The organism is Actinocrispum sp. NPDC049592, assembly GCF_040675465.1.
GTDB lineage: Bacteria > Actinomycetota > Actinomycetes > Mycobacteriales > Pseudonocardiaceae > Kibdelosporangium.
On the sequence record NZ_JBFAPA010000014.1, the window covers coordinates 173,740 to 197,008 of the forward strand.

The following is a 23,269-nucleotide window of genomic DNA, read 5'->3' on the forward strand; positions in this document are numbered from 1 at the left end:
CCTGTCCGTAGTCCCCGTCGAAGCCACCCTGCAAGCCGACGGCGGAGTCCCGCTCCGCAGCGTGTGCGGCGAATTATGACCACTGTGGACAGGCATGACAAACGCTGCAGCAGGAGCGGAACTGGAGCGGCGAACTCACTTGGCCCACATCAGCAGAGTTGGCGGAAGGGCGTGCCGTTCGCGTAGTGGGCCCACTGGTCGGGTGACAGGGTCGGTGCGGATGTTGTGCAGATCAGGTGGGCGGCTTCGGTGGGGTCGGTGAGCCAGAGGCGGACTAGGCGGTCGGGGCCGCCGGTGGCGAGGTGCCGGCCGTCGGGGCTGAAGGCGGCCGTTGTGACGAGGTCGGTGTGTCCGGTGAGGTTGGCCAGCTGGATCGGGGAGTGGGGGTCGGCCATGTCCCAGAGCCGCGCGGTGTTGTCGTCACCGGTGGTCGCGAGCAGCCGGCCGTCGGGGCTGAAGGCGAGCGCCTCCACCACGCCGGCGTGGGCGGTGAACGCGGCCAGCTTGGTCTTGAACGGGTCCGCGGCCGTGAGATCCCACAGTTGCACGGCGTGGTCCTCGCCCGCCGCGGCGAGGATCCTGCCGTCGGGGGAGAAGGCGACCGCCGTCATGGAGTTGGCGAGCCATGACGGTTTGATGGATGGGTGCGCCGGGTCGCGCAGGTCCCACAGCCGGACCATGTAGTCGTCGCTGGCGCTGGCGAGTGAACGGCCGTCGGGACTGAACGCGACGCCGCGGATCCGGTTCTCGTGCCCGGCCAGTCGCGCGAGCGGCTGGGGTGCTTTCGGGTTCTCGACCGACCACAGGGTGATCACGCTGGTGTCGCCGCCCACGGCCAGCGTGCGGCCGGCCGGGTCGAAGGCGATCGTCAGGATCTTGGTGTCGCCGGTGGTGAAACTGCTCAGCCGGGCCGGGGTGTGGGTGACGTCCCAGAGGCGCACGGTCCCGTCCTCACCGGCCGCGGCGAGCAGGTTCCCGTCCGGGGTGAACGCCACGGAGCGGATCGCCGATTCGTTGCCGCTGGCCATCGGCACGGACGTGCCGCCGGTGCGCAGTTCGACCGTGCCGTTGGCCAGGCCGATCGCCACGCCGTCGTGGTGGGGCTGGTACGCGACGGAGTTGACGGCGTCGGCGCGCGCGAGAATCGGCGGCGGCACGTGCCACAGCCAGAGGAAGCCGGTGTCGTCGCCGGTGACGAGCAACCGGTTGTCATCGGCGAACGCCGCGCCACGGGCCGGAGCCGGCACGTGCTGGGTGGTGATCGCCGTACCCGAGGACGCGTCCCACAGGCGCACGGTCTGGTCGTCGCCGACTCCCACGATCGTCTGGCCGTCGGTGCTGAACGCCAACCCGTGGGTGGAGCTGGTCTTCGCGTCGATGACGGCCAGCCGCACCGGCCGGGCGGGGTCGGCCACCGACCAGAGGTCGACGATGTCATCGTCACCGCCGGTGAGGATCGTGCCCGCGACCGGGCTGAACGCGACCGACTTGACCCGTTCGGTGTGGGCGGTCAGGACCGTCCCGGACGGAGCCGGGCCGCTGAGGTCCCACAAACGGGCGGTCTTGTCCTCGCTGCCGCTGGCGAGCAGATGGGTTCCCGGTTCGAACGACAAACTCAGGATCGGACCGGTGTGGCCGGTGAGCGTGCCGAGCGCGAGCGGTTTGGCCGGGTCGGTGGTGTTCCACACCGTGATCACGCCGTCCGCCCGGCCAAGCGCGAGGACCGTCTGGTCGTCGCTGAACGCGGCGACGTTGATCTGACTCTGCTCCGGCAGCGTGCTCACCTGCGCGGGTGGCGAACCGAGCCGCCACAGCTGAGTGCGTCCGAGCTCGCCGGTGGTGGCCAGCAGGTTCCCGCTGACCGCGGAGGTCGCTATCTGCTCGGGACCGGGGGTGATCGTGTCGAGCAGGGACAGCGTGTCGTCCGGGTTCACCCGCCAGATCTTGGTGTCGCCTTCGCCGCCCGAGGTCACGACCGTGTGCCCGTCCGGGGCGGTGGAGATCCGCATCACCGACTGCTGATGGCCCCTCACCTGCCTGACCTGCGTGTCCCCGGAGGAGTCGAGGAGGCTGCCGCGGGCTTCCGGCGTGTCGGCCACGCGGAAGGCCGCCAGGCTCAGCCGGGCGGCCAGCGCCGGATCGGTGGGCCGCAACTCGTTCGACTCGCTCGCCAGTGCGCGCGAGATCGCGTTGTCCCGTTGCAGGGTCGCGGCGTCCCCCTGCTTGACGGCGATGAAGGTGGCGATCACGGCCAGCACGGTCATGACCGAGAGCCCGGCGACGAGCCGTCGAAGACGACGCGTTCCCCGGCGGGCCGCGGCCCGGGCGGCGTCCTCGTGGGCTCGTGCCTCCGCGAGGAAGTCGCGTTCCACGGCGCCGAGCCGGTTCTGGTGACCGGCCGCCCAGTTCGCGACCAGCTCCAGGCGTGGACCCCGGTACAGCAGGCTCGGATCGCGCTGGTCCCGTTCCCAGCTGTCGGCGGCCTCCCGCAGTTGCTGGTGCAGCCGCAGGCCGGACCGGTCGGTCTCGATCCAGTCGTGCAGCCGCGGCCACGCGTGCAGGAGGGCCTCGTGGGCGATGGTCACGGTCTCGGTGTCGACGGTGAGCAGCCGGGCGGTGGCCAGTGCTTCGATGACCAGCTCGGTCGCACCCGGATCCGGCAGCTGGCGGCGCAGCGCGGCACGGTCGGCCCGGCGCCGGGAGTCCTGCTCGTTCTCACCGACGCGGACCAGGTGCACCAACAAGGCCCGCGCCGCTTCCTGGGACTTCTCCGGCAACGCGGCGTACACGCGTTCCGCGGTCTCCGCCACGGCGTTGCCGATCCCGCCGGTCCGGCGGTACCCGGCCACCGTGAGGGTGTTCGCCTCCCGTTCCTGCCAGGTCGCGAGCAGGGCGTGTGAGAGCAGCGGCAAGGCCGTCGGTTCCACGTCCGCGAGCAGCAGCTCCACCAGACCCGGTTCCAGCGTGAGACCGGCCAGCGCGGCCGGCTCGGTGATGGCCGACCGCAGCTGCGGCTCGGTCATCGGGCCGACGGTGATCTGGTTGCTGCGCAAGGCATCCAGCAGCTGCGGATAGTTCAGGCACCGGTCGTAGAAGTCGGCTCGCAGCGCGAGGACGACGAGGGCCCGCCCGTTCGCCGCGAGCTCGGCCAGCGAGCCGACGAAGGCCACCCGATCGGGTTCGTTGCCGCACAGCGTGAACAGTTCCTCGAACTGATCGACCACCACGACGAATCGGCCCGCGGGTGTGCTGGGCAGGAGCTCTGTCCGGCGGGCCAGCTCGCCGCCCGGGTCCGTGGTCGGGGTCATCGCGAGCACTGGCCAGCCTGCCGAGCCTTCGATCGCTTCGGCGGCAAGCGCGCGCAGCAGTGCCGCGTGCAGCAGTGACGACTTGCCCACCCCGGACGGCCCGACCAGCACCGCCGGTTTCCCGTTGCGCACTGCGCCGGCGACCACCTCCAGCGCCTCCGTGGTGGCCTGCTCTCGGCCGAAGAACCACCTCGCGTCGGTGCTTTCGAAGGCGGCCAGTCCGCGGTAGGGACAGATCTCACCACGCACCGGCGAACGGTCCGCGGCGACCATCAGGCGCACCAGGTGCCCACGGGCGTCGAGGACCTCGTCGAGCCGCCGCGCGATGTCGGCGGACGCCGGTTTCGCACCCGTCTCGATCTTGCTCAGGTAGCCCTTGCTGTAGTGCGTGAGGCCCGCCAACTGGGCCAGCGAGAGCCCGCGCTCGAGCCGGACGCGACGCAGCTCACGGCCGAACGGCACCCGCGGTGGTTGATGAATGTCCTGCTCAGTCACGGTTTCCCCGCTCTCTCCCCCGAAGAGGCAACCGGTATGCCCTCGATCGGCCGCTGCCGCGCTGCGACGATCATGAAGGTTTCGCCGGCAAAGGCTAGCGGCCTGCTCGGTTCGACAACTGGGGGTCGGACTGATCCGCCGACCGGGCGAGCTGACATGGGGGGCCGATGTCACTGTTGATCCACTTTTCCGAACCCGATCTGAGCAGGATCACCGTCGCCGACGCGCCGGACCCGATGTGGGAGATCCTGCTGGGCCTGCATGCGTTGCAGACCACTGACGCCGGCGCGGTCATCGGGCACTGGCGGGCGAGCGTCGAGCGCACCACGGCGACTCGCGGCCTGTTCCGGATCGCGCCCGCGCGCGGTTACTCGCCGGACTTCCTCACACCGGAGCAGGGCGCCTTCGGGCTCGACGCGGGCCTGGAGGCCGTCCTCGGCACGCCCACGCCCCGACTGCGGACCGATGTCCAGCGCCTCGCCGCCGAGCGCAGCGTCCCCGGCTGGGCCAAGGAGGTGGCCACCGGCAACCGGACGGTGCTGCGCGAGCTCGTCGACGCGCTCAGGACGTTCCACCGGACGGCGTTGGCCCCGTACTGGCCGAGCGTGGCCGAGAGCGTGCACGACGACCGCCGGGCCCGGGCGGACACCATGCTGGACGCCGGTCTCGGCGGCCTGCTGTCGGGTCTGCATCCGCTGCTCACCTGGCGTGGCAACGCGCTTGAACTGCACGGCGGGCACGTGACGGGGGAGCTGTTCCTTGCCGGCCGTGGCCTGCGCCTGGTGCCTTCGTTCTTCTGCCACGGGGTGCCCACCGTCCTGGCCGACCCCACGCTGCGCCCCGTCCTGGTCTATCCGATCGCGATCGACCTGCACCGCCTGAGACCCGGAATGCCCACCCCCGACAACCAGGCCGCCGCACTCGCCGCGTTGCTGGGAAAAACCCGCGCCCAGCTACTGCTCGCCGCGAGCCAAGGCCGCACGACCACCGAACTGGGCCGGCAGGCCGGGATATCGGTGGCGTCCGCGAGCTACCACGTGTCGATCCTCCGGGACGCGGGCCTGATCGAGACCCGCCGCGACGGCATCGCCGTCCGCCACACACTGACCTGCCTCGGCACAAACCTGTTGGCACAGCGGCAAACCAAGTCCCTTGTGGGGGCATAGCCGACGAGGTGGGTGCCCACTGGCAGTGGGCGCCCACCTCATTTCCGGTGACTACGGGTTGTCCTCACGCACCCAGGTATTGCCTTCGGTGAGGGTCACGTCGGCGCCGGCGCCGAGCGACCACCCGCCGTCGAACTCCACGCCGGTATACGGCCCGATGGGTTCGAGGATCGTGGCTCGCCGCTCCCACGGGGGTTTGAGCATTTCGTCGAATTCGTTCACGTCGTCGTGGAACACGGGGTGGGTGGTGCTCACCCCGGCTCCGCCGCTGAGGCCGATGACACCAATGCCGACACCGCCGGCGAGGGTGAGGTCGTAGCCCGCGATGTCAGCCGCCGTCTCGTTGCTGCTCCACTTGTTGGAGTGGCCGGCCTCGAAGCCGAGACCTATGCCCAGCCCGTAACTGTTGCCGTCGATGTGCTTGCCCTTGTCCGGGCCCGATGTGATCTCGCACTTCGAGCCGCCGAAGGAGAAGATGACCACGGTTGCGGACCAGTTGAAACAGTCGAGCGTGGCGCCACTCGGGGGCTTCTGCAGCATGGCCAGCTTCATCGCCGCCTCGCGGGCCCGCTCCTTCTCGTACTCGGCCTGCGCCTTGGCGTTCGTCTTGATGACGCACGACTGCGGGTAGAGCGGACCCATGCAGTTCGCCCTCGGTCCGGGCGGACCGAACCCGGGCCAGGTCGTCCCGCCCGGCGCCACCGGTGCGTTCTGTGGAGGCGCAGGTGGGGGCGGCGGCGCGCAGACGTTGGTGTCCACGACGCAGGCTCGCAGGTAGCGGCCGTCGGGGTCGCTCATGGTCGTCGGGTTGTTGTTGGCGTACGAAAACCCGTTGAACTGCTGCGGGTTCGACGTGTTGAGCACGGGGTCGACCGACAGGAACTTGCCGGTGTCCGGGTCGTAGTCGCGGACGCCGAGCGTGGTCAGGCCGGTGGCAGGGTCCTGCTGGCCACCCACGAAGCCACGGCCCACCGGCCAGTTCGCCGGTTGCGCCTGCCGCAGCTCACCGAACTGGTCCAGCCTGCGGGTCAACACCTGCAGTGAACTCGCGTTGACCGCGACCGTGTCGCTGTTGTGGCCGTCGTGGATCAGCCAGTTCAGGCCGGCGCCGTTGCGGGCGCCGACGACCTCGCCGTTGCTGCGGTAGTACCGCGTGCCGACGACCGCGCCGGTTCCCTTGTCGGTGCGCAGTTCCGTGCCGCCCAGGAACAGGGTCGCGCCGGAGGCGTCCCGGTTGACCAGCTTGGTGCCGTCGGTGTCCTGCACGTACGCGGTCTGGGCCGAAGTGGACACCAGCCGGTTCTGCTGGTCCCACACCATGGTCGATGTTCCCGGACGGCTCGTGGTGGAGCCAACCGCGTTGTAGTCGAAGTTGTCCGTCTTCGTCCCTTGTGGACCCTTGCTCTCCGACTTCACCGGCGCGTGCGGCCTGGGCTGCTTGGCGTCCGGGTAGGTCGTGGTGCGGACGGTGTCGGCCGCGCCGAGTCCGTGGTTCGTCTCGGACTTGCGGTTGCCCACGAGGTCGTAGCCGTAGGTGGTCCAGTACGGGGCCGGACCGCTCACCGAGGAGCCCGCCGCACCCTGGCACTGGTTGCCCGACGTCCACACCTCGGTCAGCCGGCGCAGGTAGTCGTAGCCGAAGCACTGCTGGTCGTCGGCGGTGCCGATGATCTTGGTCAGCTGCGACTTCACGTTGCCGGCCGGGTCGTAGCCGTAGCTGACATCCGACTGGTAGTCCGTGGAGATCCGGGTCTCGACCACGGACTGCTTCGGGCGCCGGGTCGCGTCGTCGTACGCCCGCCGTTCCCACGTTTCCTTGCCCTCAACGCCCATCCGGACCATTTCCGGCTCACCGAACGGCGTGTACCGGGTCAACCCGACGTACGTGTCCGCGCCGACGAGTGTGCTCGGCTTGCCGTAGTCGTCGTACCCGTACTGGACGGTCTCCGCGGGCAGACCACCGATCGCCGGCAGGGTCTCGCTGATGATCGCGCCCTGTGGGCTGTACGACGTCGACGTGGTGTATTTGCCGGCCAGCTTGTTCTCGGCCGGGTCGGTCGACGCCGGGATCGTGGTCTCCGTGCCGGTCGGGTGGTAGCCCGCGTCGTACCCGGTGATCTTGGTGACGTACGCGGTTCCGTTGGCGTAGTGGGTGTTCGACGCCAGCTGGCCGATGGCGTTCGCCGGGTCGTAGTCCCACCGGTCCAGCACCGGACCGTCCGGGCGGTCGGCGTGCACAGCCTTCTTGCGGCCGAGGTTGTCATAGTCGTAGAACAACTTCTGGCCGCGGGCGTCCGTTGTGGACGTCAACTGCCCGGCGTCGTCATACGTCTTGCCGGTGTGGCCCTTGTCCGGGTCGTCGACCGTGATCTGCCGGCCGCGGACGTCGAACGTGCTGGTCCACGTGTTGCCGGCCGGGTCGGTCAGCGAGTTCTGCTGCCCGGCCTTGGTGTAGCCGTACTTGGTCGCGTCCGCCGCCTGGTCCAGCTCCGTGGTGTTACCACGGGCGTCGGTCACAGTCGTGGTCTTGATACCCCCGTCGGGTGGCGTGACCACTGTGCGGTCACCGCGGTACTCGGTCAGCGTGGACCACTTGGGCACGTTGGCGCTGCGGAACTCCGCCTTGACCGGACGTTCCGCGCCGTCGTATGTGGTCAGGGTCTGGCCGGGCACGTCGCCGTCACCGTTGGGCGACCAGATCAGCCCACCGGCGGCCGCGCCGGAGAACAGGTACGGCTGGTTCTGCTTCACCGCGAGACCGCGGGTGTCGTAGAAGGTGTCGGTGACCACCCGGGCGATGTTGCCCGGCAACATCCACGCCGGCGACTGGGTCTGACGGGGCCGCAGGAACCCGTCGTAGATCGCGTAACTCGGCTGGTAGTTGAGCTTGGGCTGCAACGTCTCGGTCAGCACCGAACTGGGGGCGGTCCCGGTCACGCTGTAGGTGTACCGCGTGTTCGGGCCCTGCCTGGCGGCCTTGGACCGGCCCGGCTGCCACACCCCGGTCAACCGGCCCAGCGGGTCGTAGGCGAGGTCGGTGCGCCGCTGGTTGACGTCCACAATGGACAACTTCTGGTGGCGGTACGGGTCGTAGGTGGTCGTGGTGGGGTTGCCCGCCGGATCCTTGTCCACTGTGGTCAACCCGTTGTACGCGGTCGTCGTCGTGCGGTTGATCGCGTCCGTCGCCTCGATGGTCCGGCCGTAGGGGTCGTGCTTGGCCGTGCTGTCGGTCACATACACCGGTGCGGCACCGGCGAATGACGCGACCTTCTCGGACTTGGTGACGTCACCGGGACCGTCGAGAACGCCGTACGCCTTGGTGTCGTAGTAGGTCTGGACGTCGGAGATGTTGTCGTCCGGGAACCTCGCCGGGGCACCGCACTTGACGCCGAGGGTCCGCACGCGACTCGTCAGGCCGAGCACCCACGCGTCGGTGTTCCGCGCGTACGTGTTCGTCGTGCACCGGTCGTCGGAAGACACAGCCGTGTCACCAAGGTCGTTGACCTGGCTGAGGAAACCGTAGTCGTCGTAGGTGTTGTCCACCTCGGTCCGGCGGAACCCGCCGGCCGCCAACGCCGTGCGTGTGAACACCTTGTCGGCACGTTCGCGGTAGGCCGACTTGGTGCCCTGGGTGGCGGTCTTCACCAGCTTCGGGTCGGTGATCGTGCCGGACACCTCGGCGGTGCCGTCGAACAAGCGGCGTTCCCGTTCGACACCTTCCAGGCCGTCGTTGTCGTCCATCGCCGTGCCCTGGGAGTCGGTCACCTGAACCGGCTGCATGCCGCCGTTCTTGTCACCGTTCATGCCACGGAAGTAGCGGTACTCGGTGCGGGACTCCTTGGTGCTGTCGGTCTTCGGGTCACCGTGCCGGACGGTCACCAGGTCGTAGCCGCGCCACGTGGTCCAGTTGCGGCGCTCGGCCGGGATCAGCGGGTCGTCGTTGAAGTGCCAGGCCGCCGCGCCGTCCGGGTAGTCGTAGTTCGTCACTTCGGTGAACGCGCCGCCCACGAGGTCGATCTTCTGGACCGTCGACACCACGTACTTGTTGAACCAGTCGTTCTGCGGTGCCGCACCGTCGTACGACCAGTACACCGGGAAACACCGGCCGTGGTTGGTCTCCGCCTTGCGGTCCGGGTCCGGCAGGCAGTCCGACGGTTTGTACGTGACCTGCACGACGCCGCCACTGGGGGTGGTGATCGACGTGAGCCGGTACTTGTTCATCGTCAGCAGGCCGTCCGACCCGCTGTTGACCCGGTTGGGCAACGGCGTGCCGCCGAAGTACACCGGCGGTTCCGCGATGCCTGTCGCATCCCCGGCCTTGCCGGTGTGGACGATCTGGGCGAGCCACAGCGCCGCCGACGACTTGTCGCCAGGGTCCGGCAGTTGGTGCTTGAGGTCCCAGGTGTCCACGGTCTGGTAGGCGCCGTTGACGAGCACGCTCGTCGACACCGACGCCAGCCGCTTGGTGGAGAAGAACGTGGGCGACAACTTGTCCGCGCACTTGTTGTCCGTGCACACCTGGTCCCACGGCACGTCCGGCCAGACGTCCTTGGTGTGCTGGCTGCAGTCCGCGCCCGGCACGCACCGGTCAGCCGCGGTGAACTCGACCTTCGCCGGCGCGGTGTCCGCGACACCGTCCCGGGTGCCGAACTCGATCCGCTTCAGCCAGCCGCTGCGGATGTAGTCGGCCTTGGTGGCGGCGAGGTTCTGGCCGTAGGAGTTGCTCTCGGTGTCGTAGAAGTACGACATGCTGTCGCTGTGCCGGTCGACGACGTAGTCGAGGTTCCACGTCCACGCCTGCGGGCACGCCGACGCCGCGAACGTGCCGGCGTGGCATGGTTCCCCGTCGTTGTTGCCGAACACCGGGACGGTCCAGGTCGACTTCGCCGCCGCGCGGGTGCCGAAGAAGTACTGGGTGCCGTCGTTCGTGGTGACCTTCCAGGCGTCGCCGCCGGTGTCTCCGTTGCCGCTGTTGTGCAACTGCTCGATCCGCATGGTGTCGTCGTTCTTGGCGTGCCAGACGCCGCCGTCGAGCACCAGGTCCATGGCCTTGCTGCCGAGGGTCATGGCCGCGTAGTCGCCCGCCCAGCACAGGTCGCCGGTGACCGGTTTGACCCCGTCGTTGGCGCAGCCCTTGAACCGCCAGGTGATCTGGCCGCCACCGGCGAGGTCGAACCCCTCGCCGACCCAGGACGGCTGGGCGTTCGCGGACGCGGTCCGGCCGTCGACCGAGGCGGACGAGTAGTCCAGGGACACGTCCGGGACGAGGCCACCGGGAACCGGCGGCTGCGCGATCGGGTACGACCAGGTGAACGTCCCGGCCTGGATGCCGACGTTCCAGGTCGCGCTGTCCGACAACGGGGTGGCGCGGTAGTCGCCGGCCGGCCCGTTCGGCGCGGCGGCCAGCGCGAAGACGCTGTTCGCCGGCGCGGTGGCGGTCTCGGCCGACGCCTTGCGCGCCTTGGGGTCGTTGCGGGTGGGCAACGGCGTCCGCGTGCGGCACTCGGCCCTGTCGGGTGTGGTCGTGGCGCAAGCGGGCAGCGCGAAGACCTGTAGCCGGGACTCGGGCAGGTCGGTCGCCGCGTAGTCGAAGTCCACAGTGGACCTGTCCGCGCTGGCGGACTGGACCGGCGCGCCTCCGGGGGCCTTGGCGGTCGGCGGCTTGAGCGCTCGGTCGGCCGACACGCTGGACGGGATGGCCTTCGGCGGTACCGATTTCGGTGTCAGGAACGTCGATTTGCTCAACGGGTCCGGGTCACCCGGTTGCCGCGTCGGTGTCGCCCCGGCGGGCGACGTGATCGTGAGCGTCGCCACGATCACCGCCGTCAGCAGGGTCGCTCTTCTTCGATGCACACTCTCTCCTTCAGGAGGTGGTCAGGAACCCCAGTGGACCTTCGGTGGTGTAACCGGCGCACTTGCTGTCGGTGTCGTCGAAGTGCTCACCGTTGTTGGGAATCAGGCAGCGGTAGAGCGTCGCTGTCGTCCGGCCCTGTGGAGGCGAGTCGTAGACGGCACCGAGCGTGCCCAGCCTCGGCTGTCCCTCGCAGTTCGGGTCCCGGGAGGTGAACTCGTCCCACCCGGACAGCCGGCACTCGTACAGCAGGGTCGTGCCGGGTGTGCCGGGCGGCGCCAGGTAACCCATCGCGAACTCCATCCGGCTGTTGCGCGGCGCCACCCCGGCAGTGGTGAAGTGGTCCGAGTTGTGCCCGTAGTAGCGCTTGACCTGTGTTCCCGGTGCGGGATGGGCAGGCGGGTCGAAGAACTCCTCCCGGATCTGGTCCGGCGTACGGACTCCGGACGAGACATGCACCTCGTCGATCCAGCCCTGCCAGTACCCGGTCTGGGTGTTGTCCCACTTGGCCCGGCCGATGGTGAGCGGACCCGTCGCGGCGTAATGAATCCCGCCCGGCACGGGCATGTTCGGCCCGGCCTGGGCACCGTTGACGTACATCCGGATCTCCGGGACGGACGCGTCGTACACGCCCGTGAGGTGCGTCCATTCGCCCGTCTGCACGGTGTTCGGCGCGGCGACACTGATCGACACCGGGCCCGGGGCGTCCGATGTGGTCACGGAGAACACCCATTTGTTCTCGTCGCCACGGTACGACAGGTAGAACGCCGACGCCCCAGCCGTTTCCTCACTGATGACCGTCCGCGCGGCCGCGTCGAGCCGGTCGGGAATCACCCACGCGCTGACCGTGTAGCTGTTGTCGTTGCGCACCAAAGGTTTGCTCGTGGTGATGTAGTCGTCCTTGCCGTCGAACTGCAGCGCTCCCGAGCCGACCACGCCGGGCTGCCAGGTGGGGTTGCCGCTGATCTTGCCGACGGCGTAGCCGCCGGAGACGTCCACGGTCTGCGTGCCGCTGCCCTCGTCCATGGTGAAGACGGCCTCGTCCATCGCCGGCCGGGTGGCGAGTTTGTCCACTTCGGACGGCTGGTCGGTGCGCACGTCGGGCAGCGCACGGTCGAAGACCGTCACCTCGTCCACCGCGCCCGGCCAGAGCTCGGCGGGACCACCGATGTTGGCCTGGCCGATCCGCAGCGGGCCGTTCGACTTCATCGGGGTGACCCCGGTGGCCTGTCCCGAAAGGACACCGTCGACGTACAGCAGGAGTTTGCTGTCACTGACGTTGTAGGTCCCGACGAGATGTGTCCACCGGCCCACTACCGGCGCGACCGATGAGACAGCGTGCGCCCACTGGTCGGTGTGCACGTCGTCGACACCGGCCATGGTGAACGTCCACTGGTTGGGCCCTACGAGGTAGCCGAGGTCGAACCCGTACACATTGGTCGCGTCCTGGCTGACCGCGGCGGCGTTGCGGCCGCCGGTCGGGGTCGAGTCGAGGCGGACCCACGCGCTGACAGTGAAGCTGCTGGACGTGTCGACCACCGGGCCGTTGGACATGACCGCGGAACTGCCTGGCTGGCCGGTGAGCTGGAGCGCATCCCTTACGCGGCCGTCGGTCCAGCTGACCTTGTCCGCCGGGATTGTGCCCGGGTGGTTGCCCGCCTTGTCCGCGAACCCGGTGTCCGGCCAGGAGCCGTCCAATGGCCAGTACCCGACCGGCGACTTCGCGACGCCGACCCGGAAGTCGTAGTTCTTGGCCGGCCCTCGGTTACCCGCGCGGTCTACAGTGGACACCGTCAGGGTGTAGGGGTCCGGGGTGGCCGGGGTGATACCTGCCGTCGCGACACCGTTCACCGCCGCGATCCGGTGTTCCTCGCCGCCGCTGAGGCGGTAGACGAACTCGGCCGCGTCCGCGACCCCGTTGGCGTTGAACGTGACCGGCCCGGTCTCGCCCGGCGACCCGCCCTCCCCGTGCTCGGGGTAGAACGTCGACGTCACGATGGGCGCCTTGTCCGGTGGTTTCATGTCCACTGTGAACAGGCAGTCGGGTGACCAGTCGCTGGTGTCCCAGCCGTCGCGGGCCCGGGTGTGCCAGCGGACCTTCCCGCCGTCCGCCAGCTGACCACCGGGTATCACGATCCGGGACTCCACATCGGACCGTTGATTGTCCACCGTGGTGCCGCTGACCCGGGCACCGTTCGCGCGGTCGAACCACTCGTACTCCACCGAGTCGTTGTCACCCGCGTCGTCGTCGTGCGGGACGGCGGTGAGGGTCGGTGTGAGCGTGTTGACGTACTGCTCTCCCGCGCAGCCACGCGGCTGGGTGGACAGGTTCGCGGGTACGTTCGGCACCGAGTTGTAGGTGATCGACACCTTCGCCGAGCCCGGGTCGTACTTGCGCCACGCCTTCCAGTCGCCCTCGTCGCCCATCAGCCGGACGGTGAGCGGGAGGTTGTTGTCCAGCGCGGTCACGACAGCGTCCCGCATGGGCGCGTCACCCCAGCCGACCCACAGGCCACCCGGGTTGCAGTCGGCCCGGCCGAAGCCCACGGTCATCGGGTGGGTGTTCAGCGTCCGGATCACCGCCGGCTGGTTGTTGCCGGTCGTCGACCGGCTGATCGGGAACGTCTGGTCGGCGGCGAACAGCCCGCCGCAGGATGCCGAGAACTTGCCGAGGATGTCGAACTCGGCCGAGATGATCCGCTTGCCGGCCAGGCCGCCGAGGTCGAACTGGAAGAACGACCGGGCCGTCACCGTCGAGAACTGCCTGTCGCCCTGGTTGGTGAACCCGGCCTTCGCGATGTTGTCGCCGTCGCCACCCCAGTAGGAGTTGTTCACCAGAGCCGGCGGGTACGAGTACACCATTGCCCAGTCGTGCCCGTGGTCGCCCCACGGCGGGTCGATGTCCACCGGGTAGGCCGTCGCCGGGTCGTCGAGCACCTTCTGGTCTGGCGACAGCACAAGGGTGTCCTTGTCCAGCGCGACCGGAATCGTGGTGCGGGCGCCCTTTGCGTCGGTCATGGTGGGCACCGGGGTCTCGAAGACCACCTTGTTCCCGCCATCCACCGCGACCAGGCCGCCCTTGTCGACCTTGACGGTGAGGCCGCCGGCCCGCAGGCCGATCCGGACCGGGCCGATCGTGGTGCGGCGCTTGACGATCAGCGAGTGCGTGAAGCCGCTCGCGGTGGCCCGCACCCGCAGGTCGGCACCGGGAGCCACCTCCGGATAAGTGGCCGTGTCCCCGTTGAGGACCGGCTTGGGCAACCGCGCGGGCCACGTCAGCGCGATCTGCCGGCCCGGCCCGCCGAACGTGGCGAACGGGCCGTCCCCGCCGCCGGAGAACGTCAACGGGATGGCCGTCGCGCCGGGCGCGACACCACCTGGCACGGCCCGGAGCGTGGTGTCGATCGGTACCCACTGGTCACCACGCCGCGCCCGCACCGGCTCGATATGGGACTCCATCGTCATGGTCCCGTTGGGTTCGGCGAACACCTGAGTCGTCGGCGACGTGTCCGCCACCACCCGATGCCCGGTCACCCTCGCCTGCTCGGCGGGACTCATCGCAGCCGCGACAGCCTGCCGATCTCCCACCAGATGCGCCGGTACCACAACCCCCGCCGCCACCCCCACAACCAAGAGCCCACGCCAAAAACGCCCCACCTGAACCCCCAGTCGCCACCCGAACGAATTGAAACGAGCGAACCATCCCATCGGGAGCCGTCACGCCCCAAGCATTTCGACGGTGCTCTAAAGCCCTGGCCGGCCTCGGCAGGCGGACACTGGGGTCACCTGCAGGTATTCGTCCTTTGTGGACTTCGGCGGGCAGTGGTCATCCATAGTGGACAGTGAATGGCGGGCCGGGGGCGTTCCCGTTCTTCTTCTGCCGGAACAAAGGCGTTTAAGTGCACGCTTACGGTCAGTGGGATGTCAGGGGTGGGTCAGTCCATCGCGCAACGCTGGATCGTTGGTTTTTCTCACTCATGAAGGAGAATCATGCGGTTCAGATACCCGGTGGCCGTCGCGTTGGTGTTGACGGCCATCTCCGTTCCCGCGGCGTCCGCTGCCGCCACTTGTACGTGGACGCCTACCCAATTGCCCCTGCCAGCCACCTTCACTTCTGGCACTGTCGACGCGGCTGACAGCCAGAGTGGGTATGCGGGTTCCGCGAGCCGTAACGGTGAGACCACGCATGTGGTTCGGTGGGTCAACGGGCAGGTTGTCGACTACGGCACCGTGCCTGGATACGGCCCGCACGCGTTTGTCTCTGGTGTGAACAAGTTCGGCACGGTTGTCGGGCACACCAACGCGGCGACCGGCAACACGCAGCGGGCGTTCCGATCCGTCGGCACGAAACTTGAGGTCCTCCCCATTCCCGCTGGTGCGGAGGACTCGTATGCCAACGGGATCAACGACGCCGGTGACATCGTCGGCGAGGTCGGTAACTACGTCACGATCGGTGGTTCGCAGTACTTCGTGCGCAAGGCCGTGCTGTGGCCTGCGAGCGCGCCCGGCACGGTGGTCCAGTTGACAGCAGGGCTGCCCAGTACCGGTCAGACACTCGGCAAGGGCATCGACCAGGACGGCACGGTCCTCATCCAGTACTACCCGACCCTGACGAGTTCGCTCAACGCCACCGCGCTCTACCTGTGGAAGGCAGGGACGGCACGGCAGTTGCCCACGCCCGTGGGCAACACGCAGGTCGACGGCCGGGCGATCTCGAACGGCCGGGTGGCCGGGGCGTCGAGCCCTGGCGGCCTCATCGGGACGGTGTGGGACCAGAACGGGGCCATCACCAACCCCGTCGGGGCCGACCTGATGTTGTCCATCAACCGCACCGGCCAGACGGTCGGCTGGAAGGTCGGCCCCAGCATAAGCATCACCTACTGGGTGTGGCAGGGGGCGGCCAAGGTCGGCACGATCTCCGGCCAGCGCGGTCTCTACGTGTCGGCCGACGACGGCTCGGTGGCGGGCTGGAGCCGGTTCGCGCCCGACAACGTAATCAAACCCGCTTACTGGCGCTGCCAGTAACAGCAGCCACTACGCTGTGGTTCCCGCGATTCGTGCGGGAACCACAGCGGCGGGGTCAGATCGCCACGCGGACTGCTATTTCGGGTTGAGTGCGAAGTGTTTGCAGCACCACGCAATACCGCTCGGTCAGCCGATGGAGTGTCGCCACCTCCTCGGCCTTCGGCGTGGACCACCCCGTCACGGATGTCGAGCCGGAGCCCCGTGGACACTCGCTCCGATCACGCCTCCTCTGTGGCCACTTGCTGCCCAGTGATCCCGAGGATCGCCACGTAGTCCGAGAGTTTGTTGGCAGCGCTGAGCATCGCGACTGCTCTGGCGGTCAGTCGTCGCTGCCAGTTTTCCAGCGCCGCTGAGAGGGCCGGCGTGCCGCCTGCGGTGCGGACCTGCTCGACCACGGTCGCGATCTGGTCGAGCGGGTAACCGCCGCGGCGCAGCAGGTGTGCTAGTTCGGCGTCGCGGATGTCATCCGCGTTGTAGCTTCGCTGGCCGGAAATGCGTTGGGGCACCAGGATTCCGGCCTCCTCCCAGTTGCGCAGGGTCGCGGCGGTCACGCCCAGGCGGCGCGCCAGGTTCCCGATGCTGAACGGCACGCGGCGCCGCTGTGCGGTGGACTCGGCGTCCGGTGTTGAGGTCAGGTGCACGACAGCCTGCGCGACCGAGTCCAGGGTCTCGCGATCGCGGAGGAGCTGGGCGTGGCTGCGATCGATCGCCGTCAGCGCCGCATCGAGCAGGCCGGTGCCGAGCGCGCGCATGATCTCCCGCGCGATCGAGTAGCCGTGAGCGGGGACGAGCGCGAGAAAAGCACTCAGCGCCACCACATGCAGCTCGGTGTAAACCCGGTAGCCGGACGGGGTGCGCTCCGCGGGCGGGATCAGGCCGTCCTGCTCGTAGTTGCGCACCGCCTGAGGCGAGATGCCGTGCTCCCGGGCGAGGTCGACTGGCCGCAGCTTGTTCACCACGTTTGAAACTTTACCGCGCTTCTGCCTGGAAAAGTGCGCGTAAGTTTACCTCGACTTTTCAGGTATACGGTGGAGATATCCAGCGATTGGGAGGAGGTCCCCCATGCCCGCTGCCATCCGGATGGCCAGTGTGTCCAAACGGTTCGAGTCCAAGCGCGCCGGCACGGTGACCGTTGTCCGCATCCTCAGCACGTTGCTCACCCTCGACGAGGGCAAGGCCGAGGTGTACGGCCGCGATGTTGTCACCGACGCCTGGCGGGTCCGGGCGGCGATCGGTCTCACCGGCCGGCCGTCAGGTGCGGACGTACTCGGGCGGCATGCGGCGCAGGCTCGATCTGGCCGCGAGCCTGATGGCGCGGCCCAAGCTGCTGTTCCTCGACGAACCCACCACCGGGCTCGACCCGCGCAGCCGCATCCAGGTCTGGGACCTGGTGCGGGAGCTGCACAAGGACGGCACCACCGTGCTGCTCACCACGCAGTACCTGGAGGAGGTGGACCAGCTCGCGGACTCGCTGTCGATGATCGAGCACGGCAAGGTCATCAAGTACGGCACCCCCAACGAGCTGAAAGCGGACGTCGGACCGGACTGGGCGGACGTGACGCTCTGCAGATGGTGCTGTCCGGCTCGGTCGCCAGCGCCACCATGGGCGTGGCGATGGACATGCAGGACCGGATCATGGACCGGTTCCGGTCGATGCCGATCAGCCGGTCCTCGGTGCTCGTCGGACGGACCGTGCCGGAGATCCTGCGCACTGTCGTGTCGCTGGTCGTGATGGTCGTGGTCGGCACGATCATCGGGTTCCGGTTCCTGGGCGGGCTGCTGCCCGCGATCGGTGGTGGCCGGGCACGCGTCGCAGTCCCGTTGACACCTGTCGAACCGCAAGACGGTACGACCGATCATGACCTCATCGGTTGACGCCGGCGGGTGCCGGGCTACTTCTTGCGCTTTTCGCGGACCCGCACCGACACCCGCACCGGGCTGCCGACGAACCCGAACTCCTCACGGAACTTGCGCTCGATGAAACGGCGGTAGCCGGCCTCGAGGAAGCCCGTGGTGAACAGCACGAGTGTGGGCGGGCGGGCCTGGGCCTGGGTGGCGAACAGGATTTTGGGCTGGCGGCCGCTGCGGACGGGGGGCGGGGTGGCGGCGATGAGGTCGGTGAGCCAGCTGTTGAGCTGGCCGGTGGGGACGCGGGTGTCCCAGCTCTTGAGGGCGGTGCGGAGGTGACCCGCGAGTTTGTGGACCGACCGGCCGGTGAGCGCCGAGATGTTGATGCGCTCGGCCCAGGGGATGCGGACCAGGCCGCGTTCCAGCTCGCGGACCAGTTCGTGCCGGCGGTCCTCGTCGACGAGGTCCCACTTGTTCATCGCGATCACGCAGGCGCGCCCGGACTCGACGACCATCGTGAGCACCCGCAGGTCCTGCTCGCTGATCGGCGTGCTGGCGTCGAGCAGGACGATCGCGACCTCGGCCGCGTCGATCGCGGCCTTGGTGCGCAGCGACGCGTAGTACTCGGCGCCGCTGGCGGTGTTCACGCGTTTGCGCAGGCCCGCGGTGTCGACGAACCGCCACACCTCGCCGTCCAGCTCCACAAGGGAGTCAACGGGGTCCACAGTGGTCCCCGCGACGGAGTCCACAACGGACCGCTCCTGGCCGGTGAGCTTGTTCAGCAGCGACGACTTGCCCACGTTCGGCTTGCCCACCAACGCCACCCGCCGCGGTCCGCCGCTGCGGCCGAAGTCGTCGTGCGGGGTCTCGGGCAGCACCTCGAGGATCTTGTCCAGCAGGTCACCGGAGTTGCGGCCGTGCAACGCCGACACCGGGAACGGCTCGCCCAAACCCAGTGACCACAACGCCGTCGCGTCCGCGTACAGCCGTTCGTCGTCGACCTTGTTGGCCACCACCAGAACCGGGCGCTTCGAACGGCGCAGGATGCGGGCCGCGGCCTCCTCGACGGAGGTCGCGCCGACGGTCGTGTCCACCACGAGCAGGATCGCGTCGGCCGTGGCCATCGCGTACTCCGCTTGCGCGGCAACGGATTTCTGCAGGCCGGTGGCGCCGGGGTCCCAGCCGCCGGTGTCCAGCACGGTGAACTTCCGGCCGTTCCACAGCGCGTCGTAGGCCACGCGGTCGCGGGTCACGCCGGGCACGTCCTGCACGACCGCCTCGCGGCGGCCCAGGATGCGGTTGACCAGCGTCGACTTGCCCACGTTGGGCCGACCGACCACGGCCAGCACCGGCTGGGGCGCGGGCGCGCCGAAGTCGTCCTCGGCCGACGTCTCGACCGAAGTCCACTCGGACTCGTCGATCCAGGTCCCGTCCAGCTCGGTCATCGCAGGTCTCGCATTCGATCCAGTTCACCGACCAGGTCCGCCAGCGCGGACCTGATCTGTTCGGTCCCCTCGGCCAGGCCGGACCGTCCCGGTCCCACCTGAAGCTCGAAGGGCTTGCCCACCAGCACATCCAGCACCGGCCGGAACCGGCGCCCGGACCCCTCGGGCCGTTTGGTGCCGCGCACGGCGACGGGCTGCACGACGGCTCCGGACTGCCGCACCAGCCAGGCCGCGCCCTGCTCGGCGTTCAGCACGTCACCCGATCCACGGGTGCCCTCCGGGAACACGCCGATCAGCCCGCCGCCCTTGAGCACCTGAACGGCGGCGAGCAAAGGTTTGCGGTCCGCCGTCCCGCGGCGGATGGCGATCTGCCCGATGGCCCGCAGCGGCCACCCGGCGATGCCCTTGAACATCTCTTCCTTGACCAGGAACACGGCCCGCCGGGGCAGTATTCCGAACAGCACCTGCGGCTCGATCATCGAGCTGTGGTTGGCCACCACCACGACCGGCCCGGTCATCGGCACGCGGTCCATGTGCTGCACACGGAACCGGAAAGCGGGCCGGTACAGGTAACGGCCGATCACCCGGCCGACCTCGTGCAGCCAGGGGATCGCCTCGTCGGGGAGGTCGCTCACCTGGTCACCGCCCGGCCGGGCCGCAGCCCGCGGTTGTCCACGATCGCCAGCAGCTCGGCGACCACGCCCGGCAGGTCCAGCTCGGTCGTGTCGACCTCGACGGCGTCGTCCGCCTTGCGCAACGGCGACGTCGCCCGCGTCGAGTCCAGCCGGTCCCGCCGCTCGACGTCCGCCAGGGTGGCCTCGACCGTCGCGGTCCGCCCGGCGGCCAGGTCCTGCCGGGACCGGCGCTGCGCGCGGGCGTCGGCCGACGCGGTCAGGTAGATCTTCAGCTCGGCGTCCGGGGACACGACGGTGCCGATGTCCCGGCCCTCGACGACGATGCCGCCGACCGACGCGATCACCGACGCGATGATGGAGCGCTGCTGCTGCACGAGGATGCGCCGGACCTCGGGCACCGCGGACACGGCCGACACCGCCAGCGTGACCTCCGGGCCGCGGATCTCGGCGGACACATCCCGGCCGTCCAGGAGAATCACCTGGTCAGCGGGGTCGGTGCTGAGCTCGAGCCGGGTGCTCGCGGCCACCGCGGCCGGGTCGCCGCCGGACCGCAGCACGGCAAGCGTGACGGCGCGGTACATCGCCCCGGTGTCCAGGTAACCGGACTTCAGGGCACTGGCCAGCCGGCGCGCCACGGTGGACTTGCCGGTGCCGGAGGGGCCATCGAGCGCGACCACCCCACGCAAATCACCTTGCTCCACCTGCTTGCCCTCCGTACGTGTCTCGGTGACCACCAACTGTCTATTCTGCCTGGTCCGCCGCGCCCGCCCAGCACACGGTCGGCGCGGGCCCCGAACAGGGCAACTCCCCAGGCCAGCCACCACCCACCAGGTTACCTACCGGGGGTAACCACCGGCAGCCGCAAAATGTGACGTGAGCCCCATGTGAAGATCGGTGTCATGCAGACGAAGGTGCTCAGCCCCGCCGACGCCGGCCTGGTTCTCGACATGAACAACGCGGCCGTGCCCAACGTGAACCACGCCACGCCCGAGGAGCTCGTCGAGCTGGTCGGCATGTCCGGCCTGACCGCCGCCCTGACCGAGGGCGACGAGGTGCTCGGCTTCGTGCTGACCCTGCCGCCTGGGGTCGGCTACGGCAGCGACAACTACCGGTGGTTCAGCGAGCACTACGACGAGTTCGTCTACGTCGACCGGATCGTCGTCGCCGAGACCGCACGCAACCGGGGCATCGGCGCCGAGCTGTACAAGATCGTCTTCGCGCACGCCGAAGAACATGGAATCCCGCGGGTGACCTGCGAGGTCAACCTCGACCCGCCCAACCCCGGCAGTCTGCGTTTCCACAAGCGGCTCGGCTTCGTGGAGGTCGGCGAGCAGGTCAGCCGCAACAGCGGCCATCGCGTGAGTTTGCTGGCCAAAGAACTCGCCTGAGTGGCGAGATCATCGGCCGCCGGTACGGGCAGTAAGCCAGTCGATCGGCAGATCGCCGGTCTCGGTGCCAGGTGTACCCGTGTGGGCGAACGTCGCCCACGCTCGGCGCATGGCCCGGCCATACCCCTCGACCACGGACCACGGCTCGGAACCGAGCAGCTCCGCCGTCGACCACGCGGACGAGGACCCCAGCAGCAACGGCAGGTCAACGCAGTGCGTCGCGCCATACGGTGACCCCGTCGGCGCCCAGTTCAGCCGGTAGGTGAACGCGGTCGCGCCGGCGGACTCCAGCTTGGGCACGAGGTCCCGCACCGGCTGGGCGAAGTGCTCCTCGGTGTCGGTTCCCGGGAACGCGGTGTCCTCCTGGGCGTTCCAGCCCAGCAGCACGTCCAGCCCGTGGACGTTCTCCGCGAACGCCGACTCCACCTCGACCGGCAGGAACGGCGGCGCCAGCCAGCGGCCGCTCTCGGCCATCACCTCCTGCACGGCCTTGATCATCGCGGGCGCCGGTGCGGTCAACGGGTCGACCTTGGCGGCGAAGCTCGACCCGATCTCGGCGGCGGCCGCGCGGCTCTGTGGGATCGCCGCCAGCACGGGGCTCTGCAGGATGGCCCGGTGGAACAGGCCGCGCGCCTCGGCCAGGTCCATCAGCATCCGGATCGACATCGCCCCCGCGGACTGCCCGAACACCGTGACCCGCGCCGGATCGCCGCCGAACCGGGCGATGTTGCGCTGGACCCACCGCAACGCCTCAACCTGGTCGTACAGCCCCAGATTGCCCTCGCTGACCCCGTCGAGGCACAGGTACCCGAACGCGTTGAGCCGGTAGTTCACGCTCACCACGACGACATCGCCTTCGCCGGACAGCGCACTGCCGTCGTACCAGTCGAAAATCCCGCCGCCGCTGAGGAAAGCGCCGCCGTGCAAGAACACCATCACCGGCCGCGAGCCCGACGCGGACGGCGTGGTGATGGACAAGTTCAGGCAGTCCTCGCCCTGTGGCCGCGTGTCCTGGGGTTTGCCGTACAGGGCCGCAAGCCGGGACGGTGGCTGCGGGCAGATCTCGCCGCTGGACGGCGAGTCGCCGGCCGGTTGCGGGCGGGCGAACCGGGCCGCGGTCGCGTACCTGATCGGTGCCGTGCGCATCACATTTCTCCATTGAGGACGGTTACAGTCGGGTGATGAGGACTCCGCGACTGCTCGACGGGCGGCTGAAACTGCGGCACCTGGTGCTGCTGGACGCGTTGCTGCGGCAGGGCAGCGTGGTCGGCGCCGCGGCGGAGCTGCACGTCACCCAGCCGGTGGCCACACGCGGGCTGCACGAGCTGGAGGAGATCCTCGGCGTGCCGCTGTTCGACCGCGGCCCGCGCGGGATCACGCCGACCGTGTTCGGCGCCGCGTTCGCCGAACACGCCCGCGCGGTGCTGGCGCAGCTCAACGAGGCCGGGCGGCATGTGGTCGAACTCGCCGGCGCCGAACGCGGCACGGTCGTCGTCGGCACTCACCTGGCCGGGTCGAATGTGCTGCTGCCCAAGGCGATCACGGCGATCAAGCGAGATCGCCCCTATGTCACGGTGATCGTGCGCGAGGCCGCGCCGCAACCGTTGCTGGTAGAGCTGATCGCGGGCCGGCTGGACATGATCGTCGGCCGGCTCACCGCGCCCTCGGACGAGCAGGTCGAACGCCGCAAGCTCTACGACGAGCACGTCGAACTCGTGGTGCGGCCGTCCCATCCGCTCGCCGGGGCGCAGACGGCCACCATCGCGGATCTCGGCCGCTACCCGTGGATCCTGCCCGGCGCGGAGACCGTGTTGCGGCGGGAGCTGGAGGAGTTCTTCGCGCGCAACGCGATCCCGTTGCCCGCCAACCGGGTCGAGACCACGTCGTACCTCACCGTGCGCGAGCTGGTGCTGGGCAACGACGTCATCGCGGCCCTGCCCAGCCTGATCGCCCGCGACGACCCCCGGCTGACCCGGCTGGCGATCTCGCTCGACCCGATCAGCCACAGCGTCGGCGTGACCCTGCCCGCACGCACGCCAAGCCCCGCCGCGGCGGCGCTCATCGAGTGCCTGACCGCGGTCGCCGCCCGGATGACCGGTCACTGAAGC

Annotated in this window: 13 protein-coding genes and 1 pseudogene; 6 read left to right on the plus strand and 8 right to left on the minus strand. The window is 69.2% G+C overall.

The genetic code is table 11. The annotated features are described in order from the left end of the window. Positions 1 to 149: 149 nt before the first annotated feature. Positions 150 to 3,803 (minus strand): helix-turn-helix domain-containing protein, encoded by a 3,654-nt coding sequence (locus tag AB0J95_RS31530; protein ID WP_364765885.1) that lies wholly within the window; start codon positions 3,801 to 3,803, stop codon positions 150 to 152. Between the two features lie 167 nt (positions 3,804 to 3,970). On the opposite strand from AB0J95_RS31530, the gene AB0J95_RS31535 reads away from it, so the two are divergent. Beyond that, on the plus strand, positions 3,971 to 4,969 hold the full coding sequence (locus AB0J95_RS31535; protein ID WP_364765888.1) for a winged helix-turn-helix domain-containing protein: 999 nt from the start codon (positions 3,971 to 3,973) through the stop codon (positions 4,967 to 4,969). A gap of 51 nt (positions 4,970 to 5,020) precedes the next feature. On the opposite strand, the gene AB0J95_RS31540 is transcribed toward AB0J95_RS31535, so the two are convergent. Together AB0J95_RS31540 and AB0J95_RS31545 are read right to left on the minus strand one after the other, a co-directional pair. Further along, positions 5,021 to 10,822, minus strand: a complete 5,802-nt coding sequence (locus tag AB0J95_RS31540; RefSeq protein WP_364765891.1) for an RHS repeat-associated core domain-containing protein — start codon at positions 10,820 to 10,822, stop codon at positions 5,021 to 5,023. 10 nt (positions 10,823 to 10,832) lie between these two features. Next, the gene (locus AB0J95_RS31545; protein WP_364765894.1) at positions 10,833 to 14,354 is read right to left on the minus strand and encodes a LamG domain-containing protein; all 3,522 of its coding nucleotides are present in this window, start codon (positions 14,352 to 14,354) and stop codon (positions 10,833 to 10,835) included. Positions 14,355 to 14,810: 456 nt separating this feature from the next. Here AB0J95_RS31545 and AB0J95_RS31550 point away from each other — a divergent pair, with 456 nt between their 5' ends. Then, the gene (locus tag AB0J95_RS31550; RefSeq protein WP_364765897.1) at positions 14,811 to 15,845 is read left to right on the plus strand and encodes a hypothetical protein; all 1,035 of its coding nucleotides are present in this window, start codon (positions 14,811 to 14,813) and stop codon (positions 15,843 to 15,845) included. A 218-nt stretch (positions 15,846 to 16,063) separates the two neighbouring features. On the opposite strand, the gene AB0J95_RS31555 is transcribed toward AB0J95_RS31550, so the two are convergent. Further along, a complete protein-coding gene (locus tag AB0J95_RS31555) occupies positions 16,064 to 16,801 on the minus strand; it encodes a TioE family transcriptional regulator (protein WP_364766253.1) in 738 nt (245 codons plus the stop codon). 160 nt (positions 16,802 to 16,961) lie between these two features. Between AB0J95_RS31555 and AB0J95_RS31560 the strand changes: the two are divergent. Together AB0J95_RS31560 and AB0J95_RS31565 are read left to right on the plus strand one after the other, a co-directional pair. After that, positions 16,962 to 17,385: pseudogene (locus AB0J95_RS31560) on the plus strand (ATP-binding cassette domain-containing protein); the annotation flags it as partial. Between the two features lie 29 nt (positions 17,386 to 17,414). Beyond that, positions 17,415 to 17,720: a hypothetical protein gene (locus tag AB0J95_RS31565; protein WP_364766272.1), complete on the plus strand. Its 306-nt coding sequence runs from the start codon at positions 17,415 to 17,417 to the stop codon at positions 17,718 to 17,720. A 17-nt stretch (positions 17,721 to 17,737) separates the two neighbouring features. Here AB0J95_RS31565 and der read toward each other — a convergent pair whose 3' ends face one another. From der to cmk, 3 genes are read right to left on the minus strand one after another with little or no spacing between them, the layout of a single operon-like run. After that, positions 17,738 to 19,138, minus strand: coding sequence for a ribosome biogenesis GTPase Der (der, locus tag AB0J95_RS31570; protein WP_364765900.1), 1,401 nt, complete (start codon positions 19,136 to 19,138; stop codon positions 17,738 to 17,740). Next, on the minus strand, positions 19,135 to 19,773 hold the full coding sequence (locus tag AB0J95_RS31575; protein WP_364765903.1) for a lysophospholipid acyltransferase family protein: 639 nt from the start codon (positions 19,771 to 19,773) through the stop codon (positions 19,135 to 19,137). The genes der and AB0J95_RS31575 overlap by 4 nt, the downstream gene beginning before the upstream one ends. Then, positions 19,770 to 20,474: a (d)CMP kinase gene (gene cmk / locus AB0J95_RS31580; RefSeq protein ID WP_364766256.1), complete on the minus strand. Its 705-nt coding sequence runs from the start codon at positions 20,472 to 20,474 to the stop codon at positions 19,770 to 19,772. The genes AB0J95_RS31575 and cmk overlap by 4 nt, the downstream gene beginning before the upstream one ends. Positions 20,475 to 20,672: 198 nt before the next feature. Here cmk and AB0J95_RS31585 point away from each other — a divergent pair, with 198 nt between their 5' ends. Further along, positions 20,673 to 21,161 carry a GNAT family N-acetyltransferase gene (locus AB0J95_RS31585; RefSeq protein WP_364765906.1) on the plus strand — a complete coding sequence of 163 codons (489 nt, stop codon included), beginning with the start codon at positions 20,673 to 20,675 and terminating at the stop codon, positions 21,159 to 21,161. 9 nt (positions 21,162 to 21,170) lie between these two features. Here AB0J95_RS31585 and AB0J95_RS31590 read toward each other — a convergent pair whose 3' ends face one another. Further along, a complete protein-coding gene (locus AB0J95_RS31590; protein ID WP_364765909.1) occupies positions 21,171 to 22,307 on the minus strand; it encodes a carboxylesterase family protein in 1,137 nt (378 codons plus the stop codon). Positions 22,308 to 22,342: 35 nt separating this feature from the next. Between AB0J95_RS31590 and AB0J95_RS31595 the strand changes: the two genes are divergently transcribed. After that, the gene (locus AB0J95_RS31595; protein ID WP_364765912.1) at positions 22,343 to 23,266 is read left to right on the plus strand and encodes a LysR substrate-binding domain-containing protein; all 924 of its coding nucleotides are present in this window, start codon (positions 22,343 to 22,345) and stop codon (positions 23,264 to 23,266) included. Positions 23,267 to 23,269 lie beyond the last annotated feature (3 nt).